At 64.8% G+C, this 26,840-nt stretch carries 27 protein-coding genes; 20 read left to right on the plus strand and 7 right to left on the minus strand.

All coding sequences use genetic code 11. The features are described 5' to 3' along the window. Window positions 1-7: 7 nt before the first annotated feature. Window positions 8-691 (plus strand): type 1 glutamine amidotransferase domain-containing protein, encoded by a 684-nt coding sequence (locus tag ACYVD7_RS03105; protein ID WP_460758910.1) that lies wholly within the window; start codon window positions 8-10, stop codon window positions 689-691. Between the two features lie 75 nt (window positions 692-766). Further along, entirely contained in the window at window positions 767-1,390 is a 624-nt protein-coding gene (locus ACYVD7_RS03110; protein ID WP_460758912.1) for a tyrosine-type recombinase/integrase, read from the plus strand. Window positions 1,391-1,555: 165 nt separating this feature from the next. Here ACYVD7_RS03110 and ACYVD7_RS03115 read toward each other — a convergent pair whose 3' ends face one another. Both ACYVD7_RS03115 and acuI read right to left on the minus strand, forming a co-directional pair. Then, window positions 1,556-2,461, minus strand: a complete 906-nt coding sequence (locus ACYVD7_RS03115) for an enoyl-CoA hydratase/isomerase family protein (protein WP_460758914.1) — start codon at window positions 2,459-2,461, stop codon at window positions 1,556-1,558. 41 nt (window positions 2,462-2,502) lie between these two features. Then, window positions 2,503-3,483, minus strand: coding sequence for an acrylyl-CoA reductase (NADPH) (acuI, locus tag ACYVD7_RS03120; protein WP_460759786.1), 981 nt, complete (start codon window positions 3,481-3,483; stop codon window positions 2,503-2,505). Between the two features lie 97 nt (window positions 3,484-3,580). Here acuI and ACYVD7_RS03125 point away from each other — a divergent pair, with 97 nt between their 5' ends. Next, complete coding sequence (locus ACYVD7_RS03125) at window positions 3,581-3,973, plus strand: winged helix-turn-helix transcriptional regulator (protein ID WP_460758916.1); 393 nt, start codon at window positions 3,581-3,583, stop codon at window positions 3,971-3,973. 223 nt (window positions 3,974-4,196) lie between these two features. Here ACYVD7_RS03125 and ACYVD7_RS03130 read toward each other — a convergent pair whose 3' ends face one another. Further along, window positions 4,197-5,381 carry an FAD-binding domain gene (locus ACYVD7_RS03130; protein WP_460758918.1) on the minus strand — a complete coding sequence of 395 codons (1,185 nt, stop codon included), beginning with the start codon at window positions 5,379-5,381 and terminating at the stop codon, window positions 4,197-4,199. A 480-nt stretch (window positions 5,382-5,861) separates the two neighbouring features. On the opposite strand from ACYVD7_RS03130, the gene ACYVD7_RS03135 reads away from it, so the two are divergent. Then, window positions 5,862-6,095, plus strand: coding sequence for a hypothetical protein (locus tag ACYVD7_RS03135; protein ID WP_460758921.1), 234 nt, complete (start codon window positions 5,862-5,864; stop codon window positions 6,093-6,095). 92 nt (window positions 6,096-6,187) lie between these two features. On the opposite strand, the gene ACYVD7_RS03140 is transcribed toward ACYVD7_RS03135, so the two are convergent. Together ACYVD7_RS03140 and ACYVD7_RS03145 are read right to left on the minus strand one after the other, a co-directional pair. Further along, window positions 6,188-6,568 carry a YajD family HNH nuclease gene (locus ACYVD7_RS03140; protein WP_460758924.1) on the minus strand — a complete coding sequence of 127 codons (381 nt, stop codon included), beginning with the start codon at window positions 6,566-6,568 and terminating at the stop codon, window positions 6,188-6,190. A gap of 135 nt (window positions 6,569-6,703) precedes the next feature. Next, window positions 6,704-7,840, minus strand: coding sequence for a dipeptidase (locus tag ACYVD7_RS03145; protein ID WP_460758926.1), 1,137 nt, complete (start codon window positions 7,838-7,840; stop codon window positions 6,704-6,706). 391 nt (window positions 7,841-8,231) lie between these two features. On the opposite strand from ACYVD7_RS03145, the gene ACYVD7_RS03150 reads away from it, so the two are divergent. The 3 genes from ACYVD7_RS03150 (at window position 8,232) to ACYVD7_RS03160 (ending at window position 12,023) form a co-directional block, all read left to right on the plus strand. Beyond that, on the plus strand, window positions 8,232-9,215 hold the full coding sequence (locus ACYVD7_RS03150) for a quinone oxidoreductase family protein (RefSeq protein WP_460758929.1): 984 nt from the start codon (window positions 8,232-8,234) through the stop codon (window positions 9,213-9,215). 151 nt (window positions 9,216-9,366) lie between these two features. Further along, window positions 9,367-10,563, plus strand: a complete 1,197-nt coding sequence (locus ACYVD7_RS03155) for a GNAT family N-acetyltransferase (protein WP_460758932.1) — start codon at window positions 9,367-9,369, stop codon at window positions 10,561-10,563. Between the two features lie 233 nt (window positions 10,564-10,796). After that, on the plus strand, window positions 10,797-12,023 hold the full coding sequence (locus ACYVD7_RS03160) for a S1 family peptidase (RefSeq protein ID WP_460758935.1): 1,227 nt from the start codon (window positions 10,797-10,799) through the stop codon (window positions 12,021-12,023). Window positions 12,024-12,092: 69 nt separating this feature from the next. Here ACYVD7_RS03160 and ACYVD7_RS03165 read toward each other — a convergent pair whose 3' ends face one another. Then, the gene (locus ACYVD7_RS03165; RefSeq protein WP_460758938.1) at window positions 12,093-13,178 is read right to left on the minus strand and encodes a serine hydrolase domain-containing protein; all 1,086 of its coding nucleotides are present in this window, start codon (window positions 13,176-13,178) and stop codon (window positions 12,093-12,095) included. 89 nt (window positions 13,179-13,267) lie between these two features. Here ACYVD7_RS03165 and ACYVD7_RS03170 point away from each other — a divergent pair, with 89 nt between their 5' ends. The 7 genes from ACYVD7_RS03170 (at window position 13,268) to ACYVD7_RS03200 (ending at window position 20,785) form a co-directional block, all read left to right on the plus strand. Continuing rightward, window positions 13,268-14,122, plus strand: a complete 855-nt coding sequence (locus tag ACYVD7_RS03170) for a glycosyltransferase family A protein (RefSeq protein WP_460758940.1) — start codon at window positions 13,268-13,270, stop codon at window positions 14,120-14,122. Continuing rightward, the gene (locus ACYVD7_RS03175; protein WP_460758943.1) at window positions 14,107-15,084 is read left to right on the plus strand and encodes a glycosyltransferase family 4 protein; all 978 of its coding nucleotides are present in this window, start codon (window positions 14,107-14,109) and stop codon (window positions 15,082-15,084) included. Before ACYVD7_RS03170 ends, ACYVD7_RS03175 begins: the two co-directional genes overlap by 16 nt. A 190-nt stretch (window positions 15,085-15,274) precedes the next feature. Further along, a complete protein-coding gene (locus ACYVD7_RS03180; RefSeq protein ID WP_460758946.1) occupies window positions 15,275-16,945 on the plus strand; it encodes a DUF885 domain-containing protein in 1,671 nt (556 codons plus the stop codon). A 174-nt stretch (window positions 16,946-17,119) separates the two neighbouring features. Continuing rightward, on the plus strand, window positions 17,120-18,142 hold the full coding sequence (locus ACYVD7_RS03185; RefSeq protein WP_460758948.1) for a methyltransferase: 1,023 nt from the start codon (window positions 17,120-17,122) through the stop codon (window positions 18,140-18,142). 82 nt (window positions 18,143-18,224) lie between these two features. Next, window positions 18,225-18,908: a hypothetical protein gene (locus tag ACYVD7_RS03190; protein WP_460758950.1), complete on the plus strand. Its 684-nt coding sequence runs from the start codon at window positions 18,225-18,227 to the stop codon at window positions 18,906-18,908. 27 nt (window positions 18,909-18,935) lie between these two features. Then, window positions 18,936-20,267 (plus strand): XVIPCD domain-containing protein, encoded by a 1,332-nt coding sequence (locus ACYVD7_RS03195; protein WP_460758953.1) that lies wholly within the window; start codon window positions 18,936-18,938, stop codon window positions 20,265-20,267. A 227-nt stretch (window positions 20,268-20,494) separates the two neighbouring features. After that, window positions 20,495-20,785 carry a hypothetical protein gene (locus ACYVD7_RS03200; protein WP_460758955.1) on the plus strand — a complete coding sequence of 97 codons (291 nt, stop codon included), beginning with the start codon at window positions 20,495-20,497 and terminating at the stop codon, window positions 20,783-20,785. Between the two features lie 51 nt (window positions 20,786-20,836). Here ACYVD7_RS03200 and ACYVD7_RS03205 read toward each other — a convergent pair whose 3' ends face one another. Next, window positions 20,837-21,235, minus strand: coding sequence for a hypothetical protein (locus ACYVD7_RS03205; RefSeq protein WP_460758958.1), 399 nt, complete (start codon window positions 21,233-21,235; stop codon window positions 20,837-20,839). A gap of 93 nt (window positions 21,236-21,328) precedes the next feature. Between ACYVD7_RS03205 and ACYVD7_RS03210 the strand changes: the two genes are divergently transcribed. The 6 genes from ACYVD7_RS03210 to ACYVD7_RS03235 all read left to right on the plus strand — a co-directional run bounded on the left by ACYVD7_RS03210 (window position 21,329) and on the right by ACYVD7_RS03235 (window position 26,794). Further along, entirely contained in the window at window positions 21,329-22,504 is a 1,176-nt protein-coding gene (locus ACYVD7_RS03210) for a hypothetical protein (protein ID WP_460758960.1), read from the plus strand. A 103-nt stretch (window positions 22,505-22,607) separates the two neighbouring features. After that, window positions 22,608-23,561, plus strand: a complete 954-nt coding sequence (locus ACYVD7_RS03215; protein ID WP_460758962.1) for a hypothetical protein — start codon at window positions 22,608-22,610, stop codon at window positions 23,559-23,561. Between the two features lie 246 nt (window positions 23,562-23,807). Beyond that, window positions 23,808-24,110, plus strand: a complete 303-nt coding sequence (locus ACYVD7_RS03220) for a PilZ domain-containing protein (protein WP_460758964.1) — start codon at window positions 23,808-23,810, stop codon at window positions 24,108-24,110. A 225-nt stretch (window positions 24,111-24,335) separates the two neighbouring features. Beyond that, window positions 24,336-24,707 carry a cupin domain-containing protein gene (locus ACYVD7_RS03225; protein WP_460758967.1) on the plus strand — a complete coding sequence of 124 codons (372 nt, stop codon included), beginning with the start codon at window positions 24,336-24,338 and terminating at the stop codon, window positions 24,705-24,707. Between the two features lie 235 nt (window positions 24,708-24,942). Beyond that, window positions 24,943-25,500, plus strand: a complete 558-nt coding sequence (locus ACYVD7_RS03230; protein ID WP_460758970.1) for a YaeQ family protein — start codon at window positions 24,943-24,945, stop codon at window positions 25,498-25,500. A 343-nt stretch (window positions 25,501-25,843) separates the two neighbouring features. After that, window positions 25,844-26,794: a hypothetical protein gene (locus tag ACYVD7_RS03235; protein WP_460758972.1), complete on the plus strand. Its 951-nt coding sequence runs from the start codon at window positions 25,844-25,846 to the stop codon at window positions 26,792-26,794. Window positions 26,795-26,840 lie beyond the last annotated feature (46 nt).

Here is a 26,840-nt window from a genome sequence, read left to right on the forward strand (position 1 = left end):
AACGCACATGACCCGACGCATCCTCCATGTCGTCAGCAACGTCGCCCACTACGATGACCCGTCCCACCCAACGGGTCTATGGCTGTCGGAACTGACTCATGCCTACGACCTCTTCGAGGAGAAGGGGTATGAGCAGCGCATCGTGAGCCCGAAGGGCGGCGTATCGCCGCTCGAACCCCGCGCCCTCAAGTGGCCTTTGCTGGATGCTTCCGCCAAGGCATGGCTCAACGACCCGAATCGGATGGCGTTGCTCTCCGATACCGCGCGCCCCGATGAAATCGATCCGGCGGACTTCGACGTGATCTATTTCACCGGTGGGCACGCCGTGATGTGGGATTTCCCGGACAGCGCCGGACTTCAACGTATCACTCGGGACATCTACGAACGCGGCGGGATCGTTTCTGCGGTGTGCCATGGATACTGCGGCCTGCTGAACACGACGTTGTCCGATGGCTCGCTCTTGGTCGCCGGGCGCAAAGTCACCGGCTTCTCCTGGTGTGAGGAGGTGCTTGCGGGCGTGGCGAAGGACATGCCATATAACGCCGAGGAAGAGATGAAAAAACGCGACGCACGGTACGAGAAGGCATTCCTGCCTTTCGTCCCGAATGCGGTCGTCGATGGCCGACTGGTAACCGGCCAGAATCCGGCATCGGCGAAGGTAACGGCAAGACAGGTGGCCGATCTGCTGTGACCGCTCTGGGTCGCATCACGCCTTGTTTCTAAGTGCAGGAGAAGCCTGCCCCCCCCCTCTCAACAGGAGTTGGTCATGGCCATTCTTCGCGCATATCAGCGCCACGAGCCCTGGAACAAGGGAAAACTGATCGGCCAGAAGGCCCCGCTCAAGCTGAAAGATATCTGGGCTATCCGGATCAGGCTGCAGTTGGGTCATAAGGTCCGAGACCTTGCGTTGTTCAATCTGGCGATCGATTCCAAGCTCCGCGCCTGCGACTTGGTGAAACTGCGGGTATCGGATGTCTCCCATGGTGGCCAGATGGCATCCCGCGCCATGGTGATGCAGCAGAAGACCGGACGACCGGTCCAGTTCGAGATCACCCAGTCAACTCGCGAGGCCGTGCAGGCTTGGATTATCCATGCAGATCTGAAGTCCTCGGACTTCCTTTTCACCAGCCGAGTGTCGGACTCACCTCACCTTTCGATGAGGCAGTACGCCCGCATCGTCCATCGTTGGGTGGAAGAAGCTGGCCTAGAGTCGGGCTCCTACGGCACACACACGATGCGCAGGACCAAAGCTTCGTTGATCTACCGCCGGACGCGAAATCTCAGGGCGGTCCAACTATTGCTTGGGCATACGAAGCTAGAGAGCACCGTTCGCTACCTGGGCATCGAGGTAGATGACGCCCTAGAGATAGCCGAGCAGACGGATGTCTGAATCCATACAGCCCGCCCCTCGACCCGCTGAGGTCGAGGAGCGGCCAGAAGTGGTCGTTCGATGACGTCGTCCAGATCGAGTTCTTCAATCCCTAAACAAGAAAGGCCGACGCAGATGGGTCGACCCTTCTATTGATAGTCGCTGAGACTGCTCAGCCCTTGGTCGCTACTCGCCGAACGCCACAGGAAGTTTTCCGGCAACTAGCGCCTTCTCGTAAACGCTTGGGACATACAGAGGCAGGTCCCCCAAGGCAGCGGTACCAGCCTGATAAGCAAGCATCAGTTCCTGCCCTTCCTTGGACACATCCAGTCCCAAGAACTCCTTGGCTTCCAGCTTGATGCCGTCGGGTAAGGGCAGCGAGCCCCCAAAGTAGATCGAACGCTTGATCGCACCGACACTCGCCTTGGGCCGCTTGCCGAAGTGATCCGCCAGTTCAATGGCTTTCCCAATGACGTTCTCCTTCGCGACGACGGCATCCACGGCGCCGTACTCGAGCGCCTGTGCCGGCGTCAAAGGCTTGCCCTCCAGGATCGCGACCAGCGATCGATGCGTTCCTACCAGGCGCGTCAGGCGCTGGCTGCCCGCGCCGCCGGGCATGATGCCCAACAGAACTTCGGGCTGCCCGATGAAGGCGTCGGCATCCGCCATCACCCTGAGGTCGCAAGCCCACGCGAACTCCGCGCCCAGGCCAAGCGCCGATCCCTCCAATGCCGCCACGAACACCACGCCGCTACCGTTCATGCGTAGGAAGATGCCGTGCAAGCGGTCGATACCCACGTAGTCGGGAGCGAGCGGCGGCGCATCGGCGCCGGCTTGCTGCCGTGCAACGAACTGGACGCCACCTTCCTGCAGCCACTTCACGTCCGCATGGCTGATGAAACGCTGCGGATGGGCACTCGTGAACACCACTGCGTGGATGTCCGGGTCCTTGTCGGCGCGGTCCACCAACGCTTCCAGCTGGCGCGCCATTTCCGCACCGAACAATTGGTAGCGACCACCGTCCAGGCGGACGACGAGCGTGCCACCGCGTGATTCGATCTCCAGGCGGCCAGGAACTTGTTCTTCTGTCATTTGAAACTCCTCAACGTCGATAGGACGCAAACGTGGATCTGTCAGGCCGCAATGCGGACGACAACGCGCCCCTTGCCTTTGCCTTGCAACATTTGCGTGGTCACGGTGGGCACTTCATCAAGTGCGATCTCACGTGTAGCGGCCAACAGCTTGGCCGGATCCAGATCCACAGCCAGGCGCGCCCATGCCTGTTCGCGGACAGCCTTCGGTGTATTCACCGAATCGATACCGAGCAAGCTGACGTTGCGCAGGATGAAGGGCGCCATCGAGCCCGGAAGATCCATGCCTTGGGCGAGGCCGCAGGCCGCGACAGCGCCGCGATAGCGAGTCTGCGCCAGCACGTTCGCCAAGGTGTGGCTACCGACCGAGTCGACCGCGCCCGCCCAGCGCTCCTTGCCGATCGGGCGTCCCGGTGCCGACAACTCGTTGCGATCGATTAGCTCCGCCGCCCCAAGTGAATGCAGGTAGTCAGCCTCTTCCGGACGTCCCGTCGAAGCGACCACGCGATAGCCGAGCTTGGACAGCAAGGAAATGGCGATCGAACCGACGCCTCCGTTGGCACCGGTCACCAGGACATCGCCACTTGCAGGGGTGACACCCGCGTTCTCGAGGGCCATCACGCACATCATCGCGGTGTAGCCGGCCGTGCCGATGGCCATCGCCTCGCGCGTGGAGAAGGCATCCGGCACCGGGATCAGCCACTCCGCCGGTAGGCGCGCCTTCTCGGCGTACCCACCGTTGTGGGTCTGGCTCAAGCCCCAGCCATTGACCAGCACGCGGTCTCCAGGCGTGTAGGCGGCGTTGTCCGAACGCTCGACCGTGCCGGCAAGATCGATGCCGCCCACCAGCGGGAACACTTTCATGATGTCGCCGCGCCCGCTGACGGCCAACGCATCCTTGTAGTTGACCGTCGACCATTCGATACGAACGGTGACTTCGCCCTCGCCGAGTTGGTCGTCCGCCACGTCGCGAATCGTCGTGACCAGACCAGCGTCGGCTTTCTCGGTAAGTAATGCGCGCATGACGCCTCCATCAATCGATGGAGCACAGTTTGGGCTGTACCTCCGAAATCGCAAGAAGGTACAATAATGAAAGGTACTATCAATAATGTAAGTACACATGGCCACGAGACGACACAACCCCAAGAGCGGCTGCGGTGTGGAGGCCACGCTTTCGGTGATCGGTGGCTTGTGGAAGCCACTGATCATCCTTCACCTGATGTCCGGGAAGCTGCGCTTCATGGAGTTGTCGCGCCGCATCCCGAATGCCACGCAACGGATGCTGACGCTGCAATTACGCGAGCTTGAAGAAGACGGTGTGTTGCTACGCCATGTGCATCCGCAGGTGCCACCCAAGGTCGAGTACGAACTCACCGAGTTCGGGCGCTCGCTATTGCCCGTCCTCAAGACGCTCTGGGAATGGGGAGGTGTTTACCTGCGCAGCCGTGGCGTTGAGCCGAATCCGCTGCCGATCGCAAACAAGAAGGCGAGCAAGGTTCCAGCGGCTGCTTAGGGTCGGGAGCGGACACCGAGCCCGTAGGGCGGGTTTTAACCCGCCGCCTTTTCACTTCGAAGCGGCGGGTTAAAACCCGCCCTACGAGTTCTGATCTCCCGGACCGAGTGCGACCAGCAAAACCAATGCCGATGAATGCATCACCCGATGTCGGCTTGAGCGAATGGTGCCAGGTTCACCACAGGTCATGAAAATCAACCCGGAACCCTTTCTGCATCAGGCATCAGATCCCGTACTCCGGCAACGCCATCTCATCTTTGAAGTAGCGCCCCATCAGGATTTTCGGGAAGACCGGGAGGCGCATCAGGAGCGTGGCGTAGTCGCGAACGCGCACCCCTAGTGCCGTTCTTGGAACAAATGAGGCTGCCAGGCTTTCCGCGTGCTTCTGCTTGCGAGCGACGATCGCCTTCAGGTGCGCCTGGTACCGGGCGATTGCCGCTGCGGTATCGCCACCATGGCGATGCAATTCGCCTGCAAGCACGTAGGCCTGCGCCAGCGCGAAGCCCGCTCCCTCCCCCGCGATGAGGGAAGGGCAGGCCGCGGCGTCGCCGATCAACGCAACCTTGCCCTTCGACCATGCATCCATGCGGATCTGACTGATGCTGTCGAAGTAGATGTCGTCTACCTGCCCGACTGCCGACACGATGGCCGCGGATTCCCAGCCGATGTCGGCGAGCGCATCGCTCAACGCCGCCTTGCGCTCGGCGTGGCTGGTGGGAACCCGCCCCTTGAGGTACTCGTCCCGTAGCAACACGAAGAAAAGCATCCGATCGTCGCGCATCGGGAAGCGGGCCACATACCGCCCAGGCGCGGTGTGCGCCACGTAGGCATTGCCGTTGCGAGGACGATAGCCGGGGACCTCGAACGAAGCGACGTGGCATCCCATCGGATACTCGAAACTGGCGTCAGGCCCGAAGACCAGCTGGCGAACACGCGAGTGCAGGCCATCGGCGCCAATCACCAGGTCGAATTCCCGCGGCAGCGCATGCTCGAACGCGACCCGCACCCGCGCGCCGTCATCGTCAATGGCCGTAATGCTGTCGCCGAACAACGTTTCCACCCGGCCATCCAACGCACCGTAGATGGCCGCTGCGATATCGGATCGCGCCAGCGTGGCCATGCGTCCTTTGGCGAGCTTCAACAGCACGCTGGAGGGGTATCCGCCACGGGTTCGCCCCGACCGGTCCACCATGCGCAGCTCATCGGAGTGGTGCTGCAGTTGCAGCAGCGTTGGCAGCAGGCCCATCCTTTCCAGCGCGTCGTAGCCGATGCCCCAGAGGTTGAGCACGAATCCGCCGGTGCGCAATTGCGATGCGCGCTCCACCAGCAACACCTCGTGGCCCAGCTTGCTCAACCAGTAGGCGAGCGCCGTACCGGCAATGCCGGCTCCGTTGATGGCTACCTTCATTGACGCCCCTTGTGTCTGCCAGTGAGACGCTGGCGCCGACTATTTTCGCAGCGTTGACACTCGCAGATAACAGATAAGGGGTCTGCCAGATAAGGGGTCAGGTTCATCTATCTGGAGAAAACGGAACTGGGGTCGCGCCCCCCAGGGTTTCGTGACCCTGCTTTTGCGCGGATCGGTTGGAACAGCGAAAATTGGCTAAAGGTTCTGGCTAAAGGTTCCAGGTTCATTTTCATTGCGCAGGGTGGGCTTCAGCCCACCGCATGAGGCAAATCGTGGTGGGCCAAGGCCTACCCTGCGTGCAATGCCGACTTGTCGGCATCGCCGCCGACCAGAAGCGGGCCCGCCGCGTTTCATCGCCGTATTCATGGCTTGGTCGGGTCCCCGGGCGGGTTCGTCGCAAGCCGATTGCCCGGGGTCTCCAAAGATCGCACCGTGGGCCGGTCCAGTCCCATGCGGCTCGCCCAGCCGTGGAGAACCCTGATGAAGACGCTGATTACGATCGTTGCCTGGTGCCTTCTCTTCGTCCTGTGCTGGCCGCTCGCGTTGTTGGCCCTGGTGCTGTGGCCCGTGATATGGCTGCTCGCCCTGCCGTTTCGCCTGGTCGGCATCACGTTCTCGGCGCTGTTCGCGCTCCTGCAGGCGATGCTGTTGCTTCCTGCCCGCCTTCTCGGCGGGCGTTCCGGACCGCGGTACGCGAATCGCGCGGCGGCCTGACTCGCACCCGCGACGCCCATTTCCTGCTCCTTCAGGAAAAAGCGGCCAGGTTCATTTATCGGATCGAATAAACCTGACTCCCTGCGCTCTCGTCATTCCCCGCGCTTCAGCAACGCCTTGAGGTTGGCGAACGGCGTTCCGGTGGCAGCCGTGGTCCCGTCCTCCGCAGCCGCCGCGCTGACGCCGGTATGGTCGATGTAGCGAGAGTGCTCGTTGTCATGGCAGTACACGCACAGCAATTCCCAGTTGCTGCCATCGGCCGGGTTGTCGTCGTGATCGTGGTTGCGGTGGTGCACCGTCAACTCCTGCAGGTTCGTCCGGGTGAACTCGCGCGCGCAGCGTCCGCAGACCCATGGATACATTTTCAACGCTTGCTCGCGGTACCCCTTCGCGCGCTGCTCGGTACTGCGTCGCGCTTCGGCGACGATGCGGTCGAGCTTGGCGCCATCGGGTGGTGGCTTGTGCGTCGACATCGGACACTCCTTCGCTGGGCTAACTCCAGCCTGGGTCATTTTTGCGTCGTGCAACAGGGGTCCGTGCAACAGGGGTCAGAGTACAAATTGCGAGCCGTCCAAAACGTACCCTGCCCTGTTTTCGCTTACCGCATCCTACGTGCTGGAGGCGTTCGTCCAGGTATCGGCGAATACCCGTTGGAAGTTGAGGCCGAGCACTTTCTCGACGGTCCGTGTCTTGTAGCCGCGGCGCGCCAGCGCATCGGCGATGAGCAAGCTGCGGTCGGGACGGTTGAGTCCGACCACGAACGGCGGTGGGCCTTCGCCCGGTGCCGAAACGCCGCTGGCTTTGCGCGCCGCAATGGCCTTGTCCCACTGGGCCATGCTCTCGGGTGACGTGTCGAACGTCATCAGCAGCGCGTCGCTGCCGATCCCCACGTGGTCTTCGCCACAGGTGTTCAAGGCATGGCGCATGTGGCGCAGATAGTCATCGAGCGTCGGTTGCCGCGGGGCGCGGGTCAGGAATGCCAGGTTGTAGATGCCGACCACACCGCCCTTGTCCGCCACGGCGCGCAACACGGCGTCGCTCTTGTTGCGCGGATGTGCATGCACCGCAGCGCAACCGGCATGCGTGATCAATGCGGGTTTGCTGGACACGGCGAGCGCCGCCAGCGTCGAAGCCTCATCGCAGTGGCTGAGGTCGACGGTTACGCCCGCAGCGTTCATTCGCTGCACGGCCTCGCGTCCGAGCGGCGTCAGCCCCGAGGCCGGCTGGGGGCTCAACACCCCGGATGCGAACGCAGACGATCGGTTGTACGACAGCTGCATCACGCGTACGCCACGCGCGCGGAAGTGATCGATGCGTTCGAGCTTCGCCTCCAGCATCTCGACGCCTTCAAACGAGAAGATGATGCCTACCTTGCCGTCGCGCTTGGCGCGCAGAAGGTCCGACACCTGGTCGATCCTGACATACACGTCGGGATTGAGGCGGATGCCGGCGGCGTAAGCATCGATCTCGGCACTCGCCTGGGCGAAGTCGCCATTGCTGCCGCCCAGCGTTGCCTTCAGTGCGGTCAGCCCCGACGACTTCACCGCGAGCGCCGTGGCGCGATCGAGGGGGCCGGCGTCGTCGAGCGGAGGCACCAGGTTGCCGTCGATGAGGATGGCGTCGCGGTAACGAATCGACGGTTCGGCACCTCTCGAGGCCGCTCCTGCGATAGGCGCCAGGACGAAGCCGACCGCGAGCGCGGCCGAGGTTTTCAGGAAGTCACGTCTGTCTGTTCTCTTGTCCATGTGTTGCTCCGAATCCGCGCCGTCGATCGAGACGCATCGCGTAACGCGTGAGCAAGCATCGTGCCATCCGCCATTTCCGCGCCGTAGCAGGCTCGCGCGGTGAAGCGGTTCGTCCAGCGAAGGGCATCGGACGTCCGCGCGGACACATGGCGGACAAGCAAGGAACACGCCGCCATAAAGCTAAAGTAAGGCTAAAAGAGTCAGGTTCATTTGCTCGATCTGATAAATGAACCTTTTGCGCGAGATGGCCCACGGACGCAGCGCGGTCTGCGCACTGGCATTTGATGTGCCGCGGCCGCACCTGATTTGCGCGGAACGGGGTCATGGACCGTTGTTCGGACGCAACGGTCTGCGACCCTGTTAGCGAGGTTCATTCGAGGAAAATGTCGCCATGCATGCACTCACCTTCTCCCGTTTCGGCGGCCCCGAGGTCCTGGAATGGACCGCCGTGCCCGATCCCGTCGCCGCACCGGGTATCGCCGTGGTACGCACGCAGGCGATCGGACTCAACTTCGCTGACGTGTACCGGCGCCAGGGCCGCTATCACCTGGCGGGTTCGCCGCCGTGGATCGCGGGCTACGAGGGCGCGGGCGACATCGTCGCCCTGCATCCGGATGATGCGGACGGCGCGAACGACAGACGGCGGTTCCGAGTCGGCCAGCGCGTGGCGTTCGCCGACAGCGCATTTGCGAATGCCGAGCGCGTGGCGGTGCCGCTGGACAAGTTGATCGCGCTGCCCGATGACATCGGTTGCGACATCGCGGCCGCATTGTTGCTGCAGGGGCTGACGGCGCAGTTCCTGCTCGAGGACAGCCACGCGGTGCGCGCCGGCGAGACGTTGCTGGTGCACGCCGCCGGCGGCGGCGTGGGCCAGCTGCTGGTGCAACTGGCGCGCGCCAGGGGTGCGCAGGTGATCGCGCTGGCGTCGAGTGAAGACAAGCGCCAGGCCGCGCTTGCTGCCGGCGGCGCGCACGCGGTGGACAGCGGCCCCGGCTGGGTGGAGCGCGTGCGTGCGCTCGTGCCCAACGGCGCTGATGTCGTCTACGACTCGGTGGGACGCACGTTGGGCGACAGCCTCGCGCTCGCGCGCATCGGCGGCACCGTGGTGTTCTACGGCATGGCCGCAGGCGATCCCGATCCGGTCGATCCGCGCGTGCTCATGGACCGCTCGCTCACGTTGGTGGGCGGAGACTTGTGGAACGTGCTGACCAGCGCCGCAGCGCGCCAGCAGCGCGCCGACCGGTTGTTCGCCGCGGTGAGCGCCGGGCATCTGAAGGTCGCGATCGCCGCGCGCTTCCCCCTGCGCGAAGGCGCGCAGGCGCACGCGTTGCTGGAAGGGCGTGGCAGCGTGGGCAAGGTGCTGCTACTGCCGTAGTCAGGGCGCCAGGCGAGCTTGCGCGCGGAAGCAGGTCTGTGAACGCAGCGGATCAGGTTGCGTGGCCGCCGCAATGACCGCGGCGCGTTGCCTCGGGTATGGGCCGGCGCTTGGGATGGCGCGGCGCGGGGGCAGGGGGCATTGGGACAGCATGTCGATCACGATCCGGTGGCTCGGGATGGACGAGCTGGATACGCGTACCTATGACGCCTGGACCGGGCTGGCCGCGCGCGCCTGCGAGCCGAACCCGTTCCTGATGCCGCAGTTCGTCCTGCCGGCCGCCCGTTGGCTGTCGCCACGCCCGCCGCTGCTGGCGTTGTTCGAGCGCGGTGCCGCGCATGAGCTGGTCGGCGTGGGCTGCTTCAGTGCCGAGCGCGCCAACCCGTTTGCGCCGGTGCCCCATTTGCGCGCCTTCTGCACGCTGCACTCGTTCCGCACCGGGCTGCTGGTCGCATCGGGAGAGGCCGCGGCCGTGGCGCATGCGCTGCTGGCCGCGATGCGCGAACGCAAGGGCGCGATGCGCCATCGCGCCATCGCCCTGCGAGCCGTACCCGCCGGCGACGAAGGCTACATCGCGCTGCGCGCGGTCGCCGCCGAGGCCGGTGGCGGTTGGCGCGAGCTGTCGCGCTTCGCCCGGCCGGTGCTGCGGCTGGCCCCGGGCCTGGCCGTGTTGGCCGCGCTGCCGGGTCATATGCTGAAGGATCTGCGCCGCCGCCGACGGCGCCTGCATGAAGCGGGACCGTGTTCGGTGCGTCTTGTTCAGGCGGCCCGCCTGCTGCCGGAGGCCTGTGAGCGCCATCTCGCGCTGGAGCATGGCGGATGGAAAGGCGCACACGGCAGCTCACTGCTCAGTTCAGTGGCCGGCGTCGGTTTCTTCCGCGAGGTGGTCGAGCGCTTCGGCGCGATTGGTGCCGTCGTTTTCACCGAACTCCTGTCAGGCGACCGGGTGATCGGCTCCAGCAGCAACTTCCTGGTCGGGCGCACGCTGAGCGCGTTCAAGATCGGTTGGCATTCCGGCTTCGCACGCTACAGCCCGGGCCGACTCACCGAGTTGGCGCTGCTGGAATCGATACCGGCGACCTGGCCGCACGTGGACAAGTTCGACAGCAACTCCGGGCAGGATTCATTCCTGTCACGGATGCTCCCGCACGCGGAACCGATCGTGTCGGGATTTGTCGCGACCGACCCGCGCGGCCTGCAGGCACTGCACCTGGGCCGGCTCATGCATCCCTTTGCCCGGGCGCTGGGCCTCCAGCCGTGGCAGGTGGACGCAGGTGCCAGCACAGTTCCAGCGGATGCGGGGCTCACGATGCTGCTGCGGAAAGTAGGGCTAAGAGCGCATTCCTGAAACTTGGGAATAAGGGCTCGACCGAACGCTTGGCTCGCCGGCCCAAACAACAGCGGCCCGAGTGATAAATCAGGTCGGCACCGCTTCTGCCGTCCGACGCGCTCCGGTTTTCACGTTCCCTCCATAGCGGTGCGACAAACATCCGCCGGCTGGACCCACTTCGCGAGCTGCGCCCCCACCGCACGGACGGCAGGTCCTGCAACTCGACTCTCACTCCGACTGGAGATCTGCAGATGCGCAAGTTCGCTTCCCGGGCCAAACGCGGCCTGTTCGTGCTCTCGCCCCTCTCGCTCGTCGTCGCCATGGCCGCTTCCGCGGCGGGCCCTTCCGACAACCTGCCGGCTTCGGTCCGCGCGGCCATGCAGCGCGACCTCGGCCTGACCTCGGCCCAGCTGTCCCAGTACCTCAAGATCGAACACCTCGCGACGCTACAGGAGAAGCAGCTGGCCAAGGCGCAGGGGCGCGCGTTCGCCGGTAGCTGGATCGAGCGCCAGTCCAATGGCAGCTTCCGGCTGGTCGTCGCGACCACCACCATCGGCCCGCAGAAAGGCGCCGCCGGTGTCGAGATCCGCAGCGCCCGCCGCAGCCTGACCGAGCTCAATGCGTCCAAGTCGCGGCTCGATGCCGTGCTGGCGAGCGGAAGCACGGTGCCCAAGGGCGTGTACGGCTGGTACGTCCATATGCCCAGCAACAGCGTCGTGATCAGCGTCGGCAAGGGTGCGCAGCAGGCTGGCATCGACTTCGCCGCCGCCAGTGGCATTGATGTCCAGAGCGTGCGCCTGGTGACCGAGGACGAACAGCCGAGCCTGCGCAGCACTCTGCGCGGCGGGCTGGGCTACCTGCGCAATCCCGGCGACGGCTACCTCTACGCCTGCTCGATCGGCTTCACGGTCACCCAGGGCAACACCACCCCGGGCTACGTCAGCGCCGGCCACTGCGGTGATGCCGGCGAGCCGGTGTACCTGGAGCTCTCGCCGCAGTGGACGCTGGGGCCGAAGATCGGCACGTTCGCCGCGTCCAAATTCCCCAATCCTGGCCAGACCGGCAATGACTACTCGTGGGTGAAGGTCGATGCGGGCAACACGCTGTCGCCGACCGTCTACGGCTGGGGCAAGGGCGACGTCACCGTCCATGGCAGCACCGAAGCCGCCGTCGGCGCCGCGATCTGCCGCTCCGGTCGTACCTCGGGCTGGCGCTGCGGCACGATCGAGGCCAAGGGCCAGACCGTCAGCTACAGCACCGGCGAAACGATCCTCAACCTGACCCGCACCACCGCCTGTTCCGAAGGCGGCGACTCGGGTGGCTCGTTCATTACCGGCCCCGGCCAGGCCCAGGGCGTGCTGTCGGGCGGCAGCGGCAGCTGCAAGGGCAAGCAGCCGAACAATCGCACCCGGAGCTTCTTCCAGCCGCTCCTGCCGATCCTGCAGGCCTACAACCTGGGTCTGCTCACCAGTCCGTGATTCCAGTCGGTGCTGCAATCACAAACGCCCCGGTTTGCCGGGGCGTTTTTTTGCGTCTGCCGGACGCGCCTACCGTTTCGGCAGCCTGGCGCCATGCACCAGGCGGATGACCTGATACAAGTCGCCGTCGTTGAAGCGGGAGCCCTTCCCGGTGTCGACGCGGTGAACCATGACAAGGCCGTGCTTGGGGTAGACCGCCAACATGTGGATGCCGACGCCAGTGTGGAAGAACGAGGGCGTCTCGTCGGGCGTATCGGGTACCAGGACATCCCAGAGCATGCCGTAGGCCAGGCCATACTGCGGTTCGACGATGGAGTAGGGGCGCGTGCTGAGCGTGATCCATTCGGCCGGGATGAGTTGCTTGCCGTGCCAGCGTCCGCGGTCGAGAAAGAGTTGACCGTAAAGCGCCAGGTCGTGCGCCGACATGCGGAAGTGATAGGCGGGATAGCGTGATCGGTCCGGTTCGTACTGGTAGAAGCCGTCGACATCCGGGCCGGTGGGAATGGCGCCAGCCGGTGCCACCACGATGTGGTTGCGATAGTCGATCATGCCCAGCGGCTGCGCGATCTCGTCGAAGAACGCGTCATAGATGCGTCGACCGATACGCCGTTCGAGAATGCGGCCGGCGACGTTGAAGTCCCAGTTGTTGTAGTAGAAGAACTCGCCGGGAGCATGGCTTCCGCGCGACGGCCTGACTTGCGACATGCCGTCGGATTCGGCAGCAGCCGCGTGGTACACGCCGGAACGCGACTTCAATACATCGATGAGGCGGGCGGACTTTTCCTTGTTGGTCAACGCGGGCGGAAGGTCGTCGACGTCCAGTTCGGCCAGCGTCTTGTCGAGGTCCATGTCGCCACGTCCCTGGTGGATGCCATACAGGGAACTGAGCAATGCCTTGCGCATCGAATGCACGAGCAACTTCTTGTGTATGTCACCCCATTCGAAAAAGACCTTGCCTTCATGCAACAGCATCAGGCTGTCGGAGCCTGACTTTTCGAGGAAGGCCCTCAGCTCCTCCAGGCGCTCGGGCGAGTAGCCCGCTTCCCGCGGCGTGATGCGCTCGAACGCGTCCGACGGCGGCGCTGCGCTGGATGGGCAGCCGGCGATCGAAAGGAGGGCGAGCAAGCACCAGGCGAAGGGCTTCATGGATTGCATCAGGGTCTGTGCGGCGTGCCTTATCATGTCATCGCGGGATCGTGGTGCCGACTGGACCCCACGCCGATCAGATCAACCTCCCTGAAGCCATGAGTGAAGTCCAATCCCCGGGGGCGCCGCTTCTCCCGCGATATCCACGCGTCGTCGCGGTGCTCGCGACGCGGAACGAGGAACGCTTCATCGCCGCCTGCCTGGAAAACCTCTTCCGGCAAGGCGTGGAGGTGTACCTGTGTGACAACGGCTCCACCGACCGGACCCTCGAGATCGCGACGGCCCACCTCGGTGCCGGGCTGATCGGCATCGAGCACATCCCGTACGACGGCACGTACCGCTGGGAGAGCATCCTGCGTCGGAAGGAGGCGCTGTTCCGCGAACTCGACGCCGACTGGTTCATGCACGTCGATGCCGACGAGATCCACCTTCCGCCGCCCGGCCACGCGTCGATAGCAGCAGCCATCGCCGTGGCCGACGCGCGCGGCTACGACGCGGTCGAGTTCGCCGAGTTCACGTTCGTGCCGACGCGCGAGGCGCCCGACCACGATCACGCCGATTTCGCCAGGACGCTGCGCACGTACTATCCGTTCCGCCCGCGTTCGCCGCACTGCGTGCGTGCCTACCGCAAGCAGGACGTGCCCATGGAGATCGCCTGGTCCGGCGGGCACCTCGTGCGGTTCCCGCACCCGCCGCGGATGTACCCGGAGCCGTTCCGGATGAAGCACTACCTCTTCCTCAGCAAGGCGCATGCGGCCCGCAAGTATCCCGGGCGGAAGTACGACGATGACGAGGTCAACCACCGGGGCTGGCACGGCTGGCGTCCGCGGTTGCGTTCGGATCACATCGTGCTGCCGAGCCTGGCGCACGTGCGCACGATGTCGAGCGACGACGATCTCGACCCGAGCAGTCCCTGGACACAGCACTGGCTCGATCAATGCGCGGCCTCGTGAGCGACAGCGCGCTGCCGCGGATCCTTGCGATCGCCGACCGGCCGGGCTGGGCGATCGAAAGCAAGGCGCGCAACCTCGCGCGCGACCTCGCGGACCGATACGAGGTAGTCGTGCGCTTCCAGCACGAGGTAACCGGGCACGACCTCGAATCGGCGGACCTCGTGGTGATTTTCTACTGGCTCGAGATCCGGAAGATGCCGCTTCCGGAGTCGGCGCTCGCGCGTTGCGCGGACCGGTTACTCATCGGTATCTGCAGCCACTTCGAGCTACAGGGCGGACTGCGCGAGCAGGGACTGGCAACCCTTAACCGTCTTGCGCGCTGCGTCTTCGCGAACAACGCGGCGCTGCAGCGCGAGTTCGCGCCGTTGATCGACGTGCCGGTGCACTACACGCCCAACGGCGTCGACACGACGTTCTTCCGGCCCGGCGATGCGCCGCGGGTGCGCGTTCCGGGCGAGCTTCGCGTCGGTTGGGCTGGTAGCCTCACCAACCAGGGCGCGGAGCACCGCGGCTTCCCTAACGTCATCGAGCCCGCAGTGGCCGCGGTGCCAGGGGTCACGCTCGTGACCGCGATCCGCGAGCAGCATTGGCGCAATCGTGACGAGATGCTTGCCTTCTACCGCGACATCGACGTCTACGTCTGCGCCAGTCGCAGCGAAGGCACGCCCAATCCCTGCCTCGAGGCAGCGGCTTGCGGGGTTCCGGTCGTCACCACGAAGGTCGGCAACATGCCTGAGCTGATCGTCGACGGCGAGAATGGCTGCTTCTTCGATGGCACGGCGCACGGGCTCGCAGAAAAGCTCGCGCTGCTGCGGGACTCGCCCGCGCTTGCGTCGCAGTGGGGGACGCGCATCCGCGCGTCGATCGAAGCGTGGGACTGGCGCCACCAGTCGGAGAATTACGCGCGCATGTTCGACGCGATGCTCGCGACGCGCGATCCGGGGTCGGCGTTTCCGACCTGACTGCGAAACGCCAGGCAACTTTGCGCGTGAGCTTTCTCGTGCAGTCGGATGTGACTGGGGCTATAAAGCAGTGCAAGCCAATCTTGGCGATCCCTGCTGAGGACCTACCGTGCGCTCAATCCTGCTTCCGGCCTCACTCGTAATCACTCTGCTCGCGGCCTGCGAGCGTGCCCCGCAAACCAACGCACCTGTGCCTGCGACCACCGCGCAGGCGCAAGTGCAACTGCAACCGGCGATCGATGCTTTCATCGATGGCTATTTCCATCACTTCCCCACCGACGCCGCCAATGCCGGAAAGCATGAGTTCGACGGCAAACTGCCGGACTATTCGCCCGACGGGCTGAAGGCAACGGTGCAATGGTTGCACCAGCAGCGCGACCGCATCGCCGCCTACCCCGATGCGCAACTCGAAGCGATCGATCGCTTCCACCGCGATTACGCACTTTCGGAAATCGATCGCCGGCTGTTCTGGTACGAGGAAGCCGGTTTCCCGTACAGGAACCCCGCGTTCTACGTCGATCCGCTGTCGCCCAGCATGTACCTCACGCGTCCGTATGCGCCGCTAGCGCAGCGCATGGCTGCGTTCGTGACTTATCAGGAAGCTCTGCCGAAGGCGGTGGAGCAGATCAAGGCGAACCTGAAGACACCATTGCCCGCGAGCTACATCGAATACGGCAGCGGCGTGTTCGGCGGGCTCGCGGATTTCTTCAGGAACGATGTGCCCAAGGCGTTCGCGTCCGTCGATGACAAGGCATTGCAGGATCGCTTCAAGGCCTCCAACGCCAAAGCGACAGAAGCCGTCGGCAGCCTGGCTGCATGGTTGAAGGCGCAGCAGCCGCACGCGACGCAGGACTTCGCACTCGGTGCGGACAAGTACGCCCATATGCTGCAAGCGACCGAATGGGTGGATATGCCGATCGAACAGATCAAGGTCGCTGGGGAAGCGGATCTGGCACGCAACACCAAGGCGCTGGAAGCCGCATGCGCGCAATTTGCACCGGGCAAGTCGCTGCGCGACTGCATGGACAAGGTAAACGGCGACAAGCCGCAAGGCGGCGCGGTCGAGGGTGCCCGCGCGCAACTCGCGGGACTGCGCCAGTTCATCGTCGATAACGACCTGGTCACGATCCCCGGCACCGAACTGGCGAAGGTCGACGAGGCGCCGCCATTCAACCGCTTCAACTTCGCCTACATCGAAATCCCCGGCCCGTACGAGAAGAACCTGCCGTCGGTGTACTACATCGCGCCGCCCGATCCGACCTGGCCTAAAGCCGACCAGCTCGCCTACGTGCCGGGCAAGGACGTGCTGTTGTTCACTTCGGCGCACGAAGTGTGGCCTGGTCACTTCCTGCAGTTCCTGCACGCCAATCGCGCGAAATGGCCGTTCGGCCAGTTGTTCGTTGGCTATGCATACGCCGAGGGTTGGGCGCACTACTGCGAAGAGATGATGTACGACGCGGGCCTTGGTGATCACGCGCCCGAAGCGCACATCGGCCAGCTCAGTGAAGCCCTGTTGCGCGACGTGCGGTTGCTGTCGTCGATCGGCATGCACACCGGCAGCATGACGGTCGCGCAATCGGAGCAGATGTTCCGCGACAAGGCGGTCCAGGATCCAGGCAACGCGCACCAGCAGGCGTTGCGTGGCACCTACGACCCCGCGTACCTCAACTACACGCTCGGCAAACTGATGATCATGCAGCTGCGCGAGGATTGGACGAAGGATCGCGGTGGACGCAAGGCGTGGAAGGAATTCCACGACCAGTTCCTCAGCTACGGTGGCCCGCCGATCCCGCTGGTGCGCGCGCAGATGCTGGGTGGAAAGCCAGAGGCCAAGCTCTGGCAGGCGCCCGCAACGCCGTAGTTGCCTTGCCACGCGGCGCGTCGGGAAGCGGGTCCGGGCGCACCATCAAAGGGGGCGGAAGTAGTCGAAGGCCGTAATTACCTCCGCCCCCTTTATCCGATTGGCCGCACGTCTCGAGCAGGGACGTTATCTGTTTGCCGGTTCGACTTCCGGGCCGCCTTCAGGAGTGCTGCCATGAACGATCTGTCTCCCGCGCGGATCACCGAGGTCGGGATGGGCTTCTGGCCTGCGAAGACGTTGCTGTCCGCAGTGGAGTTGGGACTGTTCACCCGGTTGGGCTCCGGCGCGCAGGCGGCCGATGAACTCCAGGCGGCGCTGGGGTTGCATGCGCGTGCCAATCCCGACTTCTTCGACACGCTCGTCGCGCTGGGGTTCCTGGAGCGCGACGGTGACGGGCCGGGCGCCCGCTATCGCAATACGGCCGAGACGGCGGCATTCCTCGATCGCGCCAGTCCGGGGTATATCGGCGGCTTCCTGGAGATGGCCAATGCCCGCCTGTATCCGTTCTGGGGCGAGCTGACCGAAGCGCTGCGCACCGGGCAACCGCAGAACGAGATCAAGCGCACCGGATCGTCGATGTTCGCCGAGCTCTATCGGGATCCCGAACGCCTCGCGCAGTTCATGCGCGCCATGAGCGGCATTTCCGCCGGCAACTTCCAGTCCTTCGCCGACAAGTTCGACTTCTCGCGTTACACAACGATGTGCGACGCGGGCGGGGCAACGGGACAACTGTCGATGTTCGTCGCCCGGCGGCACCCACACATGCGTTGCATCAGCGCGGACCTGCCCGAAGTCGTAGCGATCGCCCAGCGCGAGATCGCCGCGGCGGGATTGTCGGACCGGATCACGGCGCAGCCGATCGACTTCCTCAGCGAGCCATTGCCGCACGCAGACGTGGTGACGATGGGATTGATCCTGCACGACTGGAACCTGCAGACGAAGCGACAACTCATCCGCGCGGCCTTTGAAGCCCTGCCGCCAGGCGGCGCGTTCGTGGTCATCGAGAACCTGATCGACGACGCCCGTCGCGAGAATGCCTTCGGCTTGATGATGTCACTCAACATGCTCATCGAATTCGGCGACGCATTCGATTTCACCGGCAGCGATTTTTCCGCGTGGTGTCGCGACGCCGGGTTCAGTCGTACAGAAATCATTCCGCTGGGTGGTCCGGCCAGTGCGGGGGTGGCGTACAAGTAGGGATGGGTTGTCCATCGATGGCGCAGGATCGTGCGTCGAACAAGTGCTATCTTTCCGCCGCTGATACGCAAAGGAGTGTTTGATGAGACATCTGGATGTCCCACGCCGTTCGGGTGACGGCGGTTGGTCCGACGTGCCGGTGGCCGGCAATCTCTTGTACCGGAGCGCGCTGGCCTCGCTCCTGATGGCCTGCATGCTGGGCTGCACTCCGGCGATAAGAGGCGGCACCGGGTTGGTCAGGAACCCGCCCGAAAAGACTGTCGACGCGGCGAGCGATGAGCTCTCCGCATTCACTGGCGATGACTTTGACGTGCGCATGTGGCGCAGCGCTGACCTGGATGGTGACGGCGATGCCGATGTCATTGCCGTCCTGTCGGAACGGGGAGCAGCAGGATCAGGCGGAGCGCGAACGCTGCTGTTGCTCCGGCGTTCTCCGGACGGACACCTGGAGCGCGTAGTCGAGAATCGCGATGCCATCCTGCCGGAGTCGAGAGGGGGCATGCTGGGTGATCCTCTGCGCGATCTCATTGCCGACAAGAACGGTTTCGTGCTCGTCTTCGAGGGAGGTTCGCGCGAGATGTGGTCCCGTCGCTATTCGTTCGACTACGTTCCCTCGGCGAACACATGGATGCTGAGGGAGTTCAACAGCAGCGTGCTCGATCGACAGGAGGGCACGACCGAGCAGAAGCGGTTCGATGCCCGGGATTTCGGTGAGATATCCATCTCGCAGTTCGCCCCGGATTCCCTGCCCGTCGAAGGATTCTGATCCGGCACCGTGTCCAGGAGCGACTGTATGCCAACTGCAAACGAGCTATCCGTACTCGCCGCCGCCCGGACTACGGGAATCGAGTCACGGGAAGAGCTGTCGAATTTCATGGCGCAGATGGGCCATGAGTCGCTCGGATTCACCCGGCTCCAGGAGGGCTTCCGCTACACCCGGGGAATCGACGCCATACCGGTAGACGCCGCCTTTCGTGAAGGGCGTGAGGTACTCGAAGCGGCTCGGCAGCAGGCAATGGACGGGCAGCCCACTGAATTGGCGCGCCTCATGTATGGAGGTCGCATGGGCAATGACGACGCGGGCGACGGATACCGTTACCGCGGACGTGGCTACGTGATGTTGACTGGCGAGGCCAACTATCGCGATGCAGGGCAGGGCGTGGGCCTCGAGCTTGTCGCCAACCCCGACCTCGCAGCCGAACCGGAGAATGCAGCGCGCATAGCAGCGTGGTACTGGCAACGCCGCGTCCCCGCCGATGATCGGGATGATGTATCTGCGGCAACCATCGCCATCAATGGTGGCGAAATCGGGTTGCCTGATCGGCACAACCGCTTTGATGCCTGGCACGCGTTGCTGACTCCAGAGTTCGTCGCCGATCTGGATGCGGGTCGCATCCAGGCCGGCGAACCAGTGGCTCCCAGAGTGGGTTGGGCCGCGATGGCGGAAGGCGCATTGCGTCGAGGTGAGACCGGCGCCGACGTTGGGCAGTTGCAGGAGAATCTGCGCGAGCTGGATGTGCACGATGCGCGAGGCCGCGAACCGAGCGTGAGTCGAAGTTTTGGTGCATCCACCGAGCAGGCGGTGAGGACGTTTCAGCGCCAACATGCGCTCCCGGTTACCGGCCGAGCGGATGCCATCACGCTGGACTCCGTTGACAATGCGATCCAGGCAAGTCGCATGCGACCAGTCGCACCGCAGCCTCCCTCGGGAGCGTCCCACACCGGGACGGAAGCCACGCCGCCAATGCGTACACAACTGCACGAGCAGGCAGAAGCAGCGGTGCGTCATCTGGACGCGTCGATGGGCAGGACTTACGACAGCACCAGCGAGCGCATGACAGCTAGCCTCGCTTACCTCGCCAGGCAAAACGGCCTCGAACGCATCGATAGGGTACTGCTCAGCGTTCACGGTGTTCACACGCGCGCCGGCGAGAACGTCTTCGTCGTGCAAGGTGGGCCCAGCGACCCGGCCAGTCGCCTCGCATACATGAAGACACAGGATGCGGTGGATATGCCGATCGAACGGTCGCTCGCCCGGTTCCATGCCCACTCGCCGGCTGCACCCGCTGTCGCAATGGCCACCATGCAAACGCCTGAAATTGCCGGTCCGCGGCCGAGGGTTTGAATGTATTACTGCGCACTCATCGACAAGGAAGTCGAAATTACCAGTGATACCTCACCGAACGTTCTGGCAAAGCGTGCCCACTTTGCGCCAGCACGGCGACTCTAGGGCCCCTGTTACTGATGTCCTGCAGCCGCGCGGCCCCTCGCGCTGAATCCCTCGGGCTACTGGCGATCGAGGACGTACAGCCGGCTGTCCTGGCATCGGAGGCGAGCACAGGCGACAGGCAGTTGCCCAAGGCCTGCAGCGCATGGCGCTTTAGCAAGGCGCAGGTTGAGCGGTTCTTCGCGTCGAGTCGCGAAGAACCGGAGGGCAAGGCCCACGAGTTCTACGACTTGCCATGCACGATCAGCGGCACGCTGACGGCGGAGGGCCGGCGATGGGATTTCACCATCAATGCCGCGTCCACTGCCCTCTGGCGCAATGGCGGCGACGAGCGTTACTGGGGTTGCCGGGCAAAAGCCTGCGAATCAATGGTGCTGTTGATGCCGGACGATCTTGATCCCGGCAAAGGCGAGTAACGGGTCGCAACCGTGGACGGACGGTGCAAGGCCGTCAGTCGCCCCCAGCGATCAATCGCCCACCTTGCGCAGATGATGCTGCGGCTGCGAGCACACCACCACGGTGTCCGGTGCCGTGACCGTACCGGCGACCTGCACGCGGTCATGCGGCTTGAGTGCCTGCACGTCGCCGGGCGGCGCGGCTTTGCACAGGTTCCAGCGCGCGGGCAGCTGCACTTGCACCGTGGCGGCGGACGGCGTGGTCACGGTGACCGACGCGTTGCCGTCGTAGGCCCAGGGGGCGGTGTCGACGCCAACCACTTCCCCTTCGAACATCGTTTCCTGGCCGACTACGAGTGCTGCCGTCGTGGCCTGCGTCGTCGCGCAGCCGGCGAGTGCGGCGATAGTGAGGGTGATCGCGAGGGCGAGCACGGCGGACCGGGCAGCGGTGGGCGGGACGTGATGGGTCATCAGGCGGGCTCGGCTGGAAGTCGCCCCATTTGTGCGCAGACGCGGGCTTTTGGCAATCATTACACTCGACCTTCCTTCGGACCGAGTTCAGCCATGACGCTACGCGCGCGCCTGTTGCCTGTTGTGTTGCTGGTCGGCCTGACCGCCTGCGCATCGTCGATGCGTGATGCGCCCACGTCGTCACTGCCTGAGCCGGCCGCGGCGGCGATGGCTGCGCCCATGAGCAAGACCGGCAACGTGGACAGCGGCGTGCTGCAAGGCGCGCCGTATCGCATCGACGTGCCCGCGGACTGGAATGGCGAGCTGGTGATGTTCCTGCACGGCTATGAGCCGGTGGGTGTGCCGCGCCCCGATCCGTGGCCGCGCGATGCGTTCGCCGAGCAGATGCTGGCGAAGGGCTACGCCGTTGCGGGCAGTGGCTACGCAACGCAGGGCTGGGCGGTGGCCGAAGCCGTGGCCGACAACCAGCGGCTGCGTGAGCATTTCATCGCCGGGCACGGTGAGCCGCGGCGCAGCTGGCTGGTCGGCATCTCGATGGGCGGGCAGATCGTGCTCGCCAGTGCCGAGGCCTATCCGGACGAGTACGCCGGCGCGTTGTCGATGTGCGGCGTCAATGCGCCAGCGTACGAGCTGTTCACACAGGGGGCGTTGGCGCCGCTGGTCGCGTTCGAGGTGCTGTTTCCGCGCGTGTTGCCGCAGGCCCCGGGCGGTCTGGCCGATCCGTCGCTGCCGCCGATGGTCGATCCGGCGGTGATCGAGGCCGCGCTGCACGGCAACGAGGCCAAGGCGAAGCTGTTGGCGCAACGCTTCGACATCCTGCGCGAGGACCTGGCCGGAGCGTTGATGCTGCAATACGTCGCGCTGCGTGAAGTGGCGACGCGTGCGGGCGGTTTCCCGGTCGACAATCGCGATTACGTCTACACCGGCTTCGGCGACGACGCGGCGTTCAATGCGGCCGCGCGTCGCTACACCGGGGACGCGAAGGCGATGGATTACCTGCAGCGCAATGCACCGCTCACCGGCCGCGTCGCCACCCCGGTGGTGCTGCTCTCCAACCGCGATGATCCGACCGTTCCCGCGCGCTTCGGTGCCCGATACACGCAACGCGTGCGCGAGGCCGGTGCCGAGCGCCTGCTCACGGTGCTGCCGCGCGTGGGCAAGGGCCATTGCGCGTTGACGCCGCAGGATGTGGACGGCGCGTTCGCGACGATGCTGTCGGTGGGCAAGTCGCCGGACAAGGGCGGACCAGCCGAGCGCAGGGGCCAGTAGCCGGAACGGCGCGCTATCGCGAAGCACACCGCAGCCCCGTATCGCGTGTTCGACCGTTATCCACGTCGAAGGCGATCGGGCACCGGTCGTCGCGGAGGACGTCATGGACAAGCGGCGTGTGAAGGCAGCGCATGTGGTGGTGCACACCATCGTTCTGGCAGGGCTGTGCACGATCGGGCTGCTGGCACCGCTCGCGAAGTCCCCGGCGTCCAGTCGGGACGCCGCCGCGCAGGAGGATGAGGAGTCCAATGGACTGCCGCAGGCGATACGCGAACGACAGCAGGCCATCGCGGCCGAGCTGGAACAGCTTCGCGGACATCCCTGGGCTGGCGAGTATTTCCAGGGCGATGGCCTGGGCGCGAACATCACGGTGATGATCGCCCCCCAGGCTGGCGTGGCGGCTACGTGGTTCGGCTGCATGGGACTGTACGGTGCCAACGAGGGGCGCATCCGGGAGCAGCCGGACGGCCGCCTGTCGTTCCAGTTCACCCAGGTCAATCCGGGTGGCTTCGGCGGATTCGCGGACGAAGTCGTGCCGGTGCGATGGGGTGCGCGGCGCTACCTCATCCCGAACTCGCGCATGTTCGACTTCGTCAATGCGATACATCGCGGCTTCGAGCCGCGACCGCGGATGCATGGCATGTTCCTGCTTGCCCGTGGGGACGAGACGAAACCGGTGACCGGGTTGCCGGCGTTGCCGGAAAAGTTCCGCCAGGCCATCCGCAGCAGGGCGCTCGACGTGGGCGTGGTCAAGGTCGAGTCCCGACCGGATTTCCGCAGCGGGGGTTACTGCGAGAAGCGCTATCGCGTAACGGTGGACCATGGCGATGCCGATGGCCTGGTGCCCGGCACCACGCTGAACGTGAAGTCGCCGGTGAACGTCTTCGCCGATCTGCGCATCGATGCCGCGCAAGCAGGTACGGCCACCGGAGAGATCGCCATCTTCGAAAGCGACTGCCGTCGACCGGAGAATATTCCCGACAGGCACTGGACGTTTACCACTGGCGCGTACGCGCCGACGGCAGGCGAGTCGATCCGGGTAGTACCCGTCAGGTAGCCTCGAAACGTGGACGCGGCGGGATCCTTGACCACCGCCCGGCCGGGTTGGGCGCGGTGACGGCCATAGCCGACCCATCCCGTCGTCGATGGGCGGTATGCCGGAAGCAAATCGTCTGGAGGGCCGGAGAACAATCATTGAGGCGCGTTCATCCAGCAGGGGTGGTGGGTTTGCCGCGGCGTGCGCGGCCGCTCCTGCCTGCGGCCGTCGTTGGAAGGAGATGAATCCCCCGCGGGTAGCAAGCACATGGACACTGAACAGCGTCGGGCGCCACGCAAACAACTCGCCGGCGCGGTCATGATCGTGCCCAATGGCCATGGGCATGACGCGCAGATCTTCGATATCTCGGCAGGCGGGGCGCGTTTCGGGTTGTCCAACGACTGGGCACCTACGGATGGCGCTTCGCTGCGGGTGTTCTTTCTGTCCGACACCGACCACCCGATCATGCTGCACGGGCACGTGACACGGGTTGCGGTCGATCACCTCGGCTTTGCGTTCGAGCCTGCGCAGGACGAGAGCATTTCCGAGTTGATGCAGCTGCTGCGCTGATCGCTGGATCGAGAACGAGCCGGATCTGCTCCCGGGCAGTACGAAACACCCGGCACCGATGACCACAGAACAGCCCGCACTGCCGCGGAGAGGGCGGTGTGTTCCGGCGCCGTCGCCAGCCATGCCGCAGTGCCCCAGATGGGGGATGGCTGACCCCGTACCGCCATGCTCGGATAGCGGGCCGCGCTCGCCGCGGCATCACATTTCCATTGCCCGGAGACGTCCATGGACCGTTCCGCCCTCGTCGCGTACCTGTTCGCCGCGACCGCCATGCTGCCCCTGTGTGCCAGCGCACAGGACATGGCAGTGACCGCAGGCAAGCACGTCAAAGTGCTGCTCGATAACGAGAAAGTACGCGTGATGGAGCTCAGCTTTGCGCCCGGCGAGAGCACGGGCATGCATTCGCACGGTGACAACATCGTCTACTACATCACCGGCGGCAAGGCGAAGCAGACGATGGGCGACGGCTCGACCAAGGAGCGCGTCACCCAGCCCGGCGAAGCGCTGTGGAGCGGACCGGTGACGCACGACACCGTGAACACCGGAAAGTCCGACGTGAAGGTGCTGATCATCGAGTTGAAGGCGCCCGCGAAGTAGGCACTCGAACGCGGTCAATCGGGGCGGAGGAATGTGCCCCAAGACTCTGCCCCGATCACAACACACTCCAGGGCCGACCTGAAGCTGCCCTCCACGCGCGGCTGTCAGCGGTGAGAAGGTCAGAGCACCGTTTCGCCTCGCGAAGAGAATTCCCTGGCAGCGGGGCCAGACGTGCGCCTGCCGGCGGCCCTAGAATGGCTGCCCTTTCCGCCCGGCCTACCAGCCAGAGCAACCCATGGCACCCAAGGCCACCGTCGTCAAAGCCGAGTTGCAGGTCAGCGACATGGACCGGCACTACTACGCGTCGCACAACCTCACCCTGGCGCAGCACCCCTCGGAGACGCAGGAGCGGCTGATGGTGCGCCTGCTGGCGTTCGCGCTGCATGCGGACGAGCGGCTGGAGTTTGGTCGCGGCCTCAGCGACGAGGAAGAACCGGCGCTGTGGCGTCGGGACTACACCGGCGAGATCGAGCAATGGATCGAACTGGGCCAGCCGGACGAGTCGCGCATCCGCAAGGCCTGCGGCCGCTCGCAACAGGTGGTCGTGGTGAACTACGGCGGCCGCGCCGCCGATGTGTGGTGGAGCAAGAACGCAGTGACGCTGGACCGGCTGAAGAACCTGACCGTCATCGATATCGATGCCGACAGCGTCGATGCGATCGCGACGCTGTTCGAGCGCGGCATGCGACTGACAGCGATGATCCAGGACGGCGAATTGCAGCTGATGGATACCACGCGCACCATCGCGGTTCGTCCGACGGTGCGGATGGGCGGGGCAGTCAACGCAACGTAACAACGGTCGTCGAAGCAGGTCGGGTCGGCTGCACGTGCAAATCGTTGGTCTCGCATGTCCGTCGGCCTGATCGACGGAACAGATCGCGCGCGGTCTGTTGAATCGCATCGTCCGCGAATCCGCTGACCCCAGCGTATTGAACAGCTCACCGCAATTCCGCAGGGCGAAGGTGAGTGCGTTGCGACGTGTCATGACCTCGTTCGGGGGTCCCCATGGCCTGAACCGGCGCTCCATGCCGTTCTCCCTGGGTGACCGATGACGGCTCGTCAGCCGCAAGTACCCGAGGGGAAAAATGAAATCTTCAACTGCAAAGGCAGCCCTTGCGGCGGCCCTGGTCTCGTCCATGTCGATCGCCGCCGCCGTTCAACCGGGGCCGTCGACCCAGGCCAGGCAAGCCGGAACCAGCGCCACGCGCTGGACCTTGGCTCACCAGCTGCTCCTGAAGTGGGCGCCGTACGTCCAGGAAGCCTACGGGGCCAACCCGAAGAAGTGGGCGCTCGACATGGCCCCGGTGCTGGGCCGGGCCGAGATCGTCCGCCTGGAGACCGCCCTGCAGGCGCGGACCTTCGATGGCATGAACCAGGCGCTGGTGCAGCCGAGCATGGGGACCAAGGCGCTGGGTGATGCCGGTACGGACCTGACGTTCGTATCCGTCCCGCCCTGCCGCCTCTTCGATACGCGCATTGCCGGCGGCGAGATCGCCAACGGCACGACCCGCAGCTTCGACGTCACTGCTGTCTCCGATTACAGCTTCCAGGGTGGCAGCGCCTCCGACTGCGGGGGCACCGGCGCTGCGGGTTCCTTCGCCGCCGCCGCCATCAATTTCACCGTGATCAATTCCACCGGCAGCACGGGCTACATCACGGCCTTTCCGTTCGGGACGACGCAGCCGGTGGCTGCCACCATCGCCTTCAAGGGCGGCGCCCTGACGTCGAGCATGACGGTCGTACGCCTCGATCAGGGGGTATCGGCCAATGAAATGACGATCTATTCGCAGCCCGGTACGCATGTCGTCGGCGACATCGTGGGCTACTTCATCAATCCCGAAGCGACCGCGCTGCAGTGCGTCGAGGTCGACGGCACGCCGCTCAATCTGGCGGCGGGGGCGGCCGGAAATGCGTTCGCGGGTGCGTGCCCCGCGGGCTACACGGCAGTCGAAACGCAGTGCCGTCCTTCCATCTTCGGCATGCGGGTCGCGGGCAGTTGGTCGTCGCATTGCAATATGGTGAACGACAGCGCTTCGGCGGGAACAGTGACCGCGACCGCCCGCTGCTGCCGCGTGCCGGGGCGGTGATAAGACATGCACTACCGCCAAGCGCCGCGCCGGTAAGCATCGACAT

The sequence above is a fragment of the Lysobacter fragariae genome (assembly GCF_054779775.1).